Annotated in this window: 11 protein-coding genes; 5 read left to right on the forward strand and 6 right to left on the reverse strand. The window is 69.4% G+C overall.

The genetic code is table 11. The annotated features are described in order from the left end of the window. Position 1: 1 nt before the first annotated feature. The gene (gene hutI / locus BBA86_RS02660; RefSeq protein WP_065570131.1) at positions 2–1,234 is read left to right on the forward strand and encodes an imidazolonepropionase; all 1,233 of its coding nucleotides are present in this window, start codon (positions 2–4) and stop codon (positions 1,232–1,234) included. Here the strand turns inward: hutI and BBA86_RS02665 are convergent. From BBA86_RS02665 to BBA86_RS02685, 5 genes are read right to left on the reverse strand one after another with little or no spacing between them, the layout of a single operon-like run. Further along, the gene (locus tag BBA86_RS02665; protein ID WP_065570132.1) at positions 1,221–1,703 is read right to left on the reverse strand and encodes a SixA phosphatase family protein; all 483 of its coding nucleotides are present in this window, start codon (positions 1,701–1,703) and stop codon (positions 1,221–1,223) included. The genes hutI and BBA86_RS02665 overlap by 14 nt on opposite strands. Continuing rightward, the gene (locus BBA86_RS02670; RefSeq protein WP_065570133.1) at positions 1,700–2,578 is read right to left on the reverse strand and encodes an agmatinase family protein; all 879 of its coding nucleotides are present in this window, start codon (positions 2,576–2,578) and stop codon (positions 1,700–1,702) included. Before BBA86_RS02670 ends, BBA86_RS02665 begins: the two co-directional genes overlap by 4 nt. Position 2,579: 1 nt before the next feature. Then, on the reverse strand, positions 2,580–3,851 hold the full coding sequence (locus BBA86_RS02675; protein ID WP_065570134.1) for a DUF445 domain-containing protein: 1,272 nt from the start codon (positions 3,849–3,851) through the stop codon (positions 2,580–2,582). A 41-nt stretch (positions 3,852–3,892) separates the two neighbouring features. Then, complete coding sequence (locus tag BBA86_RS02680; protein ID WP_065570135.1) at positions 3,893–5,050, reverse strand: acyl-CoA dehydrogenase family protein; 1,158 nt, start codon at positions 5,048–5,050, stop codon at positions 3,893–3,895. Further along, positions 5,047–5,820 carry an alpha/beta fold hydrolase gene (locus BBA86_RS02685; RefSeq protein ID WP_065570136.1) on the reverse strand — a complete coding sequence of 258 codons (774 nt, stop codon included), beginning with the start codon at positions 5,818–5,820 and terminating at the stop codon, positions 5,047–5,049. The genes BBA86_RS02680 and BBA86_RS02685 overlap by 4 nt, the downstream gene beginning before the upstream one ends. A gap of 52 nt (positions 5,821–5,872) precedes the next feature. Between BBA86_RS02685 and BBA86_RS02690 the strand changes: the two genes are divergently transcribed. Further along, positions 5,873–6,277, forward strand: a complete 405-nt coding sequence (locus BBA86_RS02690; protein ID WP_065570137.1) for a pilus assembly protein CpaE — start codon at positions 5,873–5,875, stop codon at positions 6,275–6,277. Between the two features lie 9 nt (positions 6,278–6,286). Here BBA86_RS02690 and BBA86_RS02695 read toward each other — a convergent pair whose 3' ends face one another. Continuing rightward, complete coding sequence (locus tag BBA86_RS02695; RefSeq protein WP_065570138.1) at positions 6,287–7,492, reverse strand: MFS transporter; 1,206 nt, start codon at positions 7,490–7,492, stop codon at positions 6,287–6,289. A 457-nt stretch (positions 7,493–7,949) separates the two neighbouring features. Between BBA86_RS02695 and nrdH the strand changes: the two genes are divergently transcribed. The 3 genes from nrdH to nrdE all read left to right on the forward strand — a co-directional run. Next, positions 7,950–8,183, forward strand: a complete 234-nt coding sequence (nrdH, locus tag BBA86_RS02700) for a glutaredoxin-like protein NrdH (RefSeq protein ID WP_018188439.1) — start codon at positions 7,950–7,952, stop codon at positions 8,181–8,183. A gap of 3 nt (positions 8,184–8,186) precedes the next feature. Further along, positions 8,187–8,624 carry a class Ib ribonucleoside-diphosphate reductase assembly flavoprotein NrdI gene (gene nrdI, locus BBA86_RS02705; RefSeq protein ID WP_065570139.1) on the forward strand — a complete coding sequence of 146 codons (438 nt, stop codon included), beginning with the start codon at positions 8,187–8,189 and terminating at the stop codon, positions 8,622–8,624. Positions 8,625–8,629: 5 nt separating this feature from the next. Next, positions 8,630–10,515, forward strand: a 1,886-nt coding sequence (nrdE, locus tag BBA86_RS02710) for a class 1b ribonucleoside-diphosphate reductase subunit alpha (RefSeq protein WP_065570140.1), incomplete at its 3' end; no start/stop codon positions are given.

Below are 10,515 nucleotides of genomic sequence, written 5' to 3' on the forward strand. Positions count from 1 at the left end.
CGTGGCGACGCTGTTCACCGGCATCTCCGAACTGACGACGAACGCGGATGCCGCCGCCCCGACCGCGACGATCGCCGAGGCCGCGCTCCTCGTCGACGGGGGGCGCGTCGTGTGGTCGGGTGCGGCCGCTGACGCCGAGACAGCAATCGCAGGCCGAGACAGCGGTCTGTCGCCGCTGTCTCGGGCCGCCGCTGCTGTCTCGCGGTCGGAGGTCGAGGTCACGCGCGTCGATCTCGGCGGTCGCGCCGTGATCCCGGGATTCGTCGACAGCCACACGCACCTCGTCTTCGCCGGCGACCGGGCGGACGAGTTCGAGGCTCGGATGACGGGCACCCCGTATGCCGCGGGCGGCATCCGGCGGACCGTGGCGGCGACGCGGGCGGCGACCGATGACGAGCTGCGTGCTCGGCTGGCGGCCCTCGTCGCCGAACTGCACGCGCAGGGCACGACCACGTTCGAGGTGAAGACCGGCTACGCGCTGACGGTCGACGGCGAGGAACGTCTCGCCCGGCTGGCGGCAGAGGTCACCGATGAGGTCACGTACCTCGGCGCGCATGTGGTCCCCGAGCGGACCGACCGCGACGCGTACGTCGACCTCGTCTGCGACGCCATGCTGGCCGCGGTCCGCCCCCACGTGCGCTGGGTCGATGTGTTCTGCGAACGGGGTGCGTTCACCGCGGCCGAGAGCGAGCGGATCCTCCGTGCCGGAGCTGATGCGGGCCTCGGCGTGCGGGTGCACGGCAATCAGCTCGGCGAAGGACCGGGGGTGCAGCTCGCGGTGCGACTCGGCGCGGCATCCGTCGATCACTGCACCCACCTGACGGACGCCGACATCGCGGCGCTTGCGGGTTCGAACACCGTCGCAACGCTCCTCCCCGGCGTCGAATTCTCGACTCGGCAGCCGTACCCCGACGCGCGCCGCCTCATCGACGCCGGTGTGACCGTCGCGCTCGCGAGCGACTGCAACCCCGGGTCGAGCTTCACGAGCTCGATGCCGCTCATGATCGCGCTCGCAGTGCGCGAGATGGGCATGACCGTCGGTGAGGCGGTGTGGGCGGCGACGGCGGGGGGAGCGCGGGCGCTCCGCCGCGACGACGTCGGTCACCTCGGCGTGAGCGCACGCGCCGATCTGGTCGTGCTCGACGCGCCGAGCCGGCGCCACCTGGCCTACCGCCCCGGCGTGCCGCTCGTGCACCGCGTCTACCGCGGCGGCGGGGAGCTCAGTCCGCGCTGACGTCCCGCGGGGTGTCGAGGTTCCAGCGCGCCGGAGGGGTCGCCGTCGCGACGTCCCAGTCGTCGGTGTCCCACACGAACGTCGCGACGGCGCACGTCGGCATGGCACCGATGACCCCGTCCGAGAGTTGCTCGGCGAGCACGGTCATCCCCGGGTCGTGGGCGACGACCACGACGTCGGTGACGCCGCTCGCCGCGGCCGCCGCGAGCAGCCGCGATCCGGGCGCGCCGTACAGTCCCTCATCGGTCTCGACCGGCGCGCCGAGAGCGTCGCCGAAGACCTGTGCGGTCGTACGCGCACGGACCGCCGTCGACGACAGGATGCGCGCAGGTCGCACGCCCGTCGCCGCGAGGCGCCGAGCCATGACCGGCGCGTCGCGGCGACCCCGGTCGTTCAGGGGACGCTCGTGGTCGTCCTGCCCGGTGCCCCAGTCGCTCTTGGCGTGACGGACGAGGATGAGGGTGATCATGCGAGTGCCCTTCCGGCGAGGAGTTCGAGGACGCAGAGCGCGGCGAGTCTGACGGTGCGGCCGTCCGCGGCATCCGCGGTCGCGTCGACCTCGACGATGTCGGCGCTCACGACGCGCTGGTCGCCGGTCGCTGCGCGGACGAGCGCGCGGAGCTCCCACGCCTCGAGTCCGCCGGGGACGGATGCCGGGCACCCCGGCGCGACGGAACGGTCGCACACGTCCACGTCGATGTCGAGGTGCACGTCGCCCGTGGATCCCGCGACGGCGAGGGCCTGGATCATGACGTCCTCGGCGCCGCGGCGGCGCACCTCGTCGAGGGTGATGACGGTGATGCCGAGGTCGGCGGCGCGCTGCGCGTAGGCGACGGAGTTGGCGAAGTCGGCGATCCCGATCTGCACGATCCGCCTCGGGTCGAGACCGTCCTCGACGAGGCGGCGCACGGGCGAGCCGTTCGAGATGCCGTCGCGCAGATCGAAGTGCGCGTCGAGCGTGATGAGACCCGACACCCCGGCGCCCTGCGCGGTCGCGTAGGTCACGGAGTTGTCGCCGCCGAGCGCGATCACGAGATCGGATGCCGCGCGCAGCTCGCGAACGCGGTCGCGCACCCGCGCCTCGCCCTCGGGGCCGTCCGGGTCGTCGACGTCGCCGGCGTCCGCGATGCGGAGGGCCTCGTTCAGGTCGACAGCGGGCGGACCGATCAGGGTCGGGCTGAACCGGCGCAGCGCCTCTCGGACGGCCGCCGGCGTCGCGTGCGCACCGGTGGGCGAGAGGGACGTGCGGAAAGCAGGCAGGCCGAAGATCGCGGCATCGACCCGCCCGTCCGGTGCGGGCCAGTCCCCGGCGCGCGGCCAGAGGGGGTCGACGGACAGCGCCATGTCAGGGGAGCAGCAGGTGGGCGACGGTGAAGATCACGAGGCCGGCGAGGGCACCCACGATCGTGCCGTTCAGGCGGATGTACTGGAGGTCGCGGCCGACCTGCAGCTCGATCTTCTGGCTCGTCTCGTCGGCGTCCCACTTCTCGACGGTGTCGGTGATGATCGACGCGATGTCGTGGCGGTACCGGTCTACGAGGAAGACCGCGGCGTCCGCGATGCGCCTGTCCACCCGCGCCTGCAGCGCGGTGTCGGTTGCGAGACGGTCGCCCAGGTCGCCGAGAGCGGCGGTGACGCGGCGGCGGAGCGGGCTCTCCTCATCGGCGAGCGAACGCAGGAGACCCGCTTTCGCGGTGTTCCAGGCGTCGGCGGCGAGGGCGCGGACACGCGGGCTGTCGAAGACGGCGCTCTTCGCACCCTCCAGCCGGCCGATGGTCTCGGGATCGTGCTGCAGGTTGTCGGAGAGTCGTTCGAGGTACTGGTCGAGCGCCTTCCGCGCGGGGTGCTCCGGGTCGCGCTGCACGGCCGCGACGAACTTCGTGGCCTCGTGATAGACGGTGTCGTCGACGAGCCGCATCGCGACGGAGGGCACCCACGACGGCAGGCGGCGTGAGACGAGACCGTCGAACGCTTCGCGGTTCGCGTCGAGCCAGCGGGCGATGCTGTCGACGCCCAAATCGACCGCGCCGCGGTGGGCGTCGGCATCCACCACCCGCGACAGCCAGGTGCCGAGCGAGGGACCCCACGACGGCGACAGCAGGTGCTCGTGCGCGAGGTCGCTGATGAGGTCCTGCACCTCATCGTCGCTGAGAGCCGTGAGGATGCCGGAGGCCATCGTCGAGGCCTCGGCCGCCACCGTCTTCGCGTGAGCGGGATCCTGCAGCCAGGCGCCTGCGGTGCGGGCGATGTTCGTGGACTCGAGCTTCTGACGGACGACGCCGCCCTCGAGGAAGTTGGTCTCGACGAATTCGCCGAGGGTGCGTCCGATCTCGTCTTTGCGCCGCGGGATGATCGCCGTGTGGGGGATCGGGATGCCGAGCGGATGCCGGAACAGGGCCGTCACCGCGAACCAGTCCGCGAGTGCTCCGACCATGCCGCCCTCGGCCGCGGCGCGCACGTAGCCCCAACCCGAGAGGTCCTTCTCGAGGATGAACGCGATGACGAAGACGATCGCCATGAACAGCAGGGCGCCGAGGGCCACCGCTTTCATGGTGCGGAGCCCGCGGTACCGCTGCTGGTCAGCGGTGCTCAGCGAGCCATACGGGATGCGGGCCATTCGGCCATCCTGCCACGGTGGCCATCAGGCGCCGCGGCGGCTCACGGTTCTACCGGCCCCAGCCACGCGTTCGCAAGCGCGCTGTGCACCGACTCGGGGTCGGAGGGGTGGAACATCCCGGCGAGCACGTCGCGGTAAAGCCGGCTCAGCTCGTTCCGCGTGAAGAAGGACGACCCGCCCGCGACGAGCATCGCGTCATCGACGACCTGCTTCGCCGTCGTCGCGGCGCGGTGCTTGATCGCGGACAGCTTCGGGAACCACATCGCGCCGTGGTCGGCGAGGTGGTCGACGTCGGAGGCGAGGGACTCGACCTGCACGGGCAGGGAATCGTAGGCGAGCGCCATGTCGGCGACGCGCCACCGGATGTCGGGGTCCTGGCTGTACGTGCGACCGGTCTTCTTCGAGGTTCGTCCCCGCGCCGTCTCGACCGCCAGGTCGAGGGCGCGGCGGGCGATCCCCGTGTAGACCGAGGCCAGCAGGATCTCGAAGGCGCTGAAGATCCCGAAGACGAGCGGATCGGGGCTCGGCCCGACCGGCAACCGGCGGACGATCCGGTCCGCCGGGGCGACGGCGCCGTGAAGCTCGGTCGTCCGGGACTGGGTGCCCCGCATCCCGAGGGTGTCCCAGTCGTCGCGGGTGACGACCGCGTCGCTCCGCGGGACGAAGCCGAACACGAGCCGCGGGTCCTCGGGGTCGGACGTGTCGAGGCCGTGCAGCCCCAGGTGCGTCCACACGGGCGCGAGCGACGTGAAGATCTTGGTGCCCGTGAAGGCATACGAGCCGTCGGGCCGGGGCGCGGCATCCGTGTCACTGCCGAACAGCACGAGGTCGTTCCCGGCCTCGCTGATGCCGAACGCGAAGACCTCGCCCGCCGCGGCACCCTCCTGCACGAAGCGGAGCGCGTCGTCGCCGCGGTCGGCCATGACCTTCGCGACGCCCGTCCAGACGAGGTGCATGTTGATCGCGAGCGCCGTGGCGGGAGCGGCACCGGCGAGCCGCTGCTGCAGGACGGATGCCTCCCGGAGCCCGAGCCCCGCCCCGCCGAGCTCGGTCGGCACGAGGATCCCGAGGTAGCCCGCCTCGCGCAGCTCGGCGAGGTCCTCGTCGGGGAAGCGGTTCTCGGCGTCGACCGAGGCCGCGCGCGAACGGATGCGCGCGAGCAGATCGTCCGGCAGGTGCGCGGCGGGATCGAACGTCATGAGAGCAGCCCCCACGTCCGGATCGCGTCGAGGAGCGCCTGGGCCGCGGCATCCGGAGCATCGCGGTGCGGCGAATGCCCCGTGCCGGGGACGATCGACATCGACACCTGGGGGTTCTGCAGCACCTCGGCGGCGAGGTCGCCGGTGAAGATCGAGTAGACCGTCGGGTCGCCGGCGATGACGTGGGTGGGGACGGTGAGACGGGATGCCGCCTTCCGCACGTCCCACGGCGTGTTCTGCAGTCCCGTCTGCTCGACGGCGAACCGACTCGCCTGCTGGGCGGCGACCGCCTTCAACTCGATGTCGAGCTCGAGCCATTCGGGGTGTGCGGCCCGGACCGCGCCGACCGAGGTGTCGGCGAACGCCTGCTCCTGGCTCGCGCGCACGGCTTCGCGGTCGGCATCGGCGAGGTGGATCGCGGGGTCGACGAGCACGAGGTGGCGGGTCCAGGCCGGGTCGGCGGCGGCCCCGACCGTTGCCGCCGCGCCCCCGAGCGAGTGGCCGAGGACGAGATCCCACGGCACGCCCCCGCCGGGCTGCGTGTGGACGAGGTCGGTCGCGTACGCGGCGATCGTGTAATCAAGGCCGCGTGGGGCGGTGCCGTGGCCGCGCAGGTCGACGGCGTCGACACGCCAGCCGGCGTCGGCGAGGGCGACGGCGTACCGCCACATGAGCGCTCCGCTCGAACCGACGCCGTGGACGAGGAGGGCCTGACGGTCGCTACGGGGATCTCCCCAGCTCAGCCGGGGGAGGGTGACGGGTGACGGCATGCTCTCAGCCTAGGACGGGCCCCGCCCGTCAGCGACGGGCCAGGATGGGGGGATGATCTCCACCGACCTGGCACGCGAGCTGCGCGCGAGCGGCTTGATCTGGCGTCCGCGCTCCGGCGATCGGTTCCAGCTCGACGAACCCGAGTTCGAGGCTGACGTCTACACCGTCAGCGACATGACCGTGGAAGCGCGCAGCTACCCGACCGGCGATCTGCTCGCTTTCAACGGGACGACCGAGTGGGCGCTGGACTCGGTCGCTCTCGAGGACGCGCTGTGGCTGCCGTCCGAGGCGCAGCTGCGTGAGATGCTCCGGGGCACGTTCCGGTCGCTCCGTCGCCTTCCCGACATCCACGAGGTGGAGATCGAGGTGGATGCCGCGCCCCACCGCTTCCGGCATCCGCAGCCCGCCGACGCGTACGCGCAGGCCGTCCTGTTCCTGCTTCGTCGCGCCGCCTGACCCGCCCGCTCAGGTGATGAGCGGGACCGGCTCGGTGTCCGGGATCGGACTCGCGTCGCGGCCGCGCAGGTCGGGGAAGCCGCGGACGAACACGGCGGCGACGACCGCACCGGCGACGGCGAACCCGGATGCCGCGATGAACGCGCCGACCGAGCCCACGCCGTCGATGAGGAAACCGGCGACCGCGGAACCCGCCGCCGCGCCGATGAGCTGACCGGTGCCGATCCACCCGTAGGCCTCGGCCGTCTCGCTGAAGCGGACGCTCGCACTGGTGATCGCGAACATGACGGCGAGGGCGGGGGCGATCCCGAGACCGGCGACGAAGAGCGACGCGCCCATCCACCAGGCGTTGAGGCTGATCATGACCAGCGAGACGCCGACGGCGACGATCGTGAGACGACGGGCCATCGCCCAGCGGCCGATCGGGATGTGGCCGAAGCCGAGACCGCCGGCGAGGCTGCCGACGGCGAAGACGGCCAGGACGATCCCCGCCTCGAGCCCCTCGTGCCCGAACGAGGCGACGACGCCGGCCTCGACGGCCGCACATGCGCCGATCAGCAGGAAACCGGTCACGGTCGACAGGAGCACGACGGGCTTGCCGAGGACCCGTCCGAAGCCGCGTCGGCTGCGAGGGATGCGGACGCGCCCCACCTCGGGCGAGGCGATGAACCACGTGCACCCGCCGATGAGGATGACGACGATCAGGAAGAGTGCCGGAACCGTACCCACCTGCGTCGCCACGAGAGTGATGAGGACGGGGGCGAAGATCCAGATGATCTCCTGCAGGCTGGCATCGAGCGAGAAGAGGGGCGTCAGCTGGCGCGACGTCACGATCTTGGGATAGATCGTCCGCACGGCGGGCTGGACCGGGGGATTGGCGATACCGGCGATGAAGCCGAAGACGATGAACCCCGGCATCCCGAACGGATTGATCGCGAGGGCGAGGACGGCGGCCGCGCAGACGGCGGCAGTGAGGGTGAGGACGCGGCGCATGCCCCAGATGCCCATCCACCGGCTGGTGACGGGCCCGGAGATGGCCTGTCCGATCGAGAGGGCGGCGAGGACGACGCCCGCGTAGCCGTACGACCCGGTCGACTGCTCCACGTGGAGGAGGACCGCGAGGCTCGTCATCCCGCTCGGGAACCGTGCCGTCAACTGTGCCGCGATGATGCGCGCGACACCCGGTGCGCGCAGGAGCTCCGAGTATCCCGCCACCCCTCCAATCTACCGCCGGCCGCAGACACTCCCGATGTCCTGGCGGGGCCTCGGAGCGACACGCCGACGACACGCCGGGGCGCCGGATTCGCCCCCGATCGGATGTCGGAGGCGCCTCGTATGGTCCGACCTGTGGACAACCTGCGGAGAGGTTCGCCGTTTCGGCCGGAATCCCGGCCTTTTCGACGTCGTTCCGAACTTCCCGGATTGGGGATGAATCGGTGGACAACCTGTGTTGTATCTGTGGAGAGATGCGGAAAAACTACACGGATGTAACTACTACCCCTTGTGGTGCTTCCTGGTGTCCGTACCCATATGTAGTATTGAGCTCCCGGCGGGCCCCAACCCCTCGGAACCAGGTCCACGAGCGGATCCCGCCCGCATCCTGCAGTCAGATTTCACGAACGAGAAGGATCCCGCCCCCGGCGGCATCCAGAGGCAAAGAGAGGGTCGACAGATGGCGATCACCGTGTACACGAAGCCGTCCTGCGTGCAGTGCAACGCGACGTACCGCGCGCTGGACTCCAAGGGCATCGACTACGAGGTCCTCGACCTCTCCGAGGACCCGGCGGCCCTCGAGCACGTCAAGTCGCTCGGGTACCTCCAGGCTCCGGTCGTCGTCACCGACGAGGACCACTGGTCGGGCTTCCGTCCCGACAAGATCGACGAGCTCGCGTCTCGCCTGGTCTGACCGATGAGCGCGGCCGTCATGACGAACGTGCCGCTGCTCGTCTACTTCTCGAGCGTGTCGGGCAACACCGCCCGCTTCATCGAGAAGCTCGGGATGCCGGCCCGCCGCATCCCGATCCACTCCTCCGACGGCCTGCTTCGTATCGACGAGCCGTACGTCCTGGTCACCCCCACCTACGGGGGAGGCCAGGGCAAGGGGGAGGAGAAGGGCGCGGTCCCCAAGCAGGTCATCCGCTTCCTCAACGACGAGGCCAATCGGAGCCTGCTGCGCGGAGTCATCTCCGCGGGTAACAGCAATTTCGGCGAGTCCTTCTGCCTCGCCGGAGAGATCATCAGCCGCAAGTGTCGTGTGCCGCACTTGTATCGCATCGAAGTATTCGGCACGCCTGAGGACGTCGACCGCGTGAGCGGCGGATTGGAAGACTGGTGGAAGCTGCAGTGACCGATATGGCCTTCAAGACGGAGGCTCGCTTCGAGGGCATGGACTACCACGCCCTCAACGCGATGCTCAACCTCTACGGCGAGGACGGGAAGATCCAGTTCGACGCCGACAAGCGCGCGGCGCGGGAGTACTTCCTGCAGCACGTCAACCAGAACACCGTCTTCTTCCACTCCCTCAAGGAGAAGCTCGACTACCTCGTCGAGAAGGAGTACTACGAGGGCGCCGTCATCGAGGCGTACCCGTTCGAGTTCATCCAGCAGATCCACGACCGCGCGTACGCGGCGAAGTTCCGCTTCGACACGTTCCTCGGCGCGTTCAAGTACTACACGAGCTACACGCTGAAGACCTTCGACGGCAAGCGCTACCTCGAGCGCTTCGAGGACCGCGTCGTCATGACCGCCCTCGCCCTCGCCGCCGGTGACCAGGACCTCGCGAACAAGCTCGTCGACGAGATCCTCTCGGGCCGCTTCCAGCCCGCTACCCCCACCTTCCTCAACGCCGGCAAGGCGCAGCGCGGCGAGCTCGTCTCGTGCTTCCTGCTGCGCATCGAGGACAACATGGAGTCGATCGCCCGCGGCATCAACTCCGCTCTCCAGCTCTCCAAGCGCGGCGGCGGCGTCGCCCTCCTCCTCTCGAACATCCGCGAGGCGGGCGCCCCGATCAAGCAGATCGAGAACCAGTCGTCGGGCATCATCCCCGTCATGAAGCTCCTCGAAGACAGCTTCAGCTACGCGAACCAGCTCGGTGCGCGTCAGGGCGCAGGTGCCGTGTACCTCTCGGCCCACCACCCCGACATCATGAAGTTCCTCGACACGAAGCGCGAGAACGCGGACGAGAAGATCCGCATCAAGACGCTGTCGCTCGGTGTCGTCGTCCCCGACATCACGTTCGAACTCGCCAAGAACGACGAGGACATGTACCTGTTCTCGCCGTACGACGTCGAGAAGGTCTACGGCGTGCCCTTCGGCGACATCTCCGTCACCGAGAAGTACCGCGAGATGGTCGATGACGCGCGCATCAAGAAGACCAAGATCAAGGCGCGAGAGTTCTTCCAGACCCTCGCCGAGATCCAGTTCGAGTCGGGCTACCCGTACATCATGTTCGAGGACACGGTGAACAAGGCCAACCCGATCAAGGGCCGGATCAACATGTCCAACCTCTGCTCGGAGATCCTGCAGGTCAACACGCCGACGACGTTCAACGAGGACCTCTCGTACGACCAGATCGGCAAGGACATCTCCTGCAACCTGGGATCGATGAACATCGCCCTCGCGATGGACGGCCGCAACCTCGCCGGCACGGTGGAGACCAGCATCCGCGCCCTCAGCGCGGTCAGCGACCAGAGCCACATCCGCTCGGTCCGTTCGATCGAGGACGGCAACGACAAGTCGCACGCCATCGGCCTCGGGCAGATGAACCTCCACGGCTACCTGGCCCGCGAGCACGTTCACTACGGCTCGGAGGAGGGTGTCGACTTCACGAACATCTACTTCTACACCGTGCTGTTCCACGCGCTGCAGGCCTCCAACCGGATCGCCATCGAGCGCGGTCAGGTCTTCGACGGCTTCTGGGACTCGAAGTACGCCACCGGCGAGTTCTTCGACAAGTACACCGAGCAGGAGTGGAAGCCGGCCACGGCCCGCGTCGAGGAGCTCTTCGACGGCATCCACATCCCGACGCAGGAGGACTGGCTCGAGCTGAAGGCATCCGTCCAGAAGCACGGCATCTACAACCAGAACCTGCAGGCCGTTCCGCCCACCGGCTCGATCTCGTACATCAACAACTCGACGAGCTCGATCCACCCGATCGCGTCGAAGATCGAGATCCGCAAGGAAGGCAAGATCGGCCGCGTGTACTACCCGGCTCCGTTCATGACGAACGTTTTTTTTTT

The sequence above is a fragment of the Microbacterium oleivorans genome (genome assembly GCF_001691565.1).
Taxonomy (GTDB): domain Bacteria; phylum Actinomycetota; class Actinomycetes; order Actinomycetales; family Microbacteriaceae; genus Microbacterium; species Microbacterium oleivorans_B.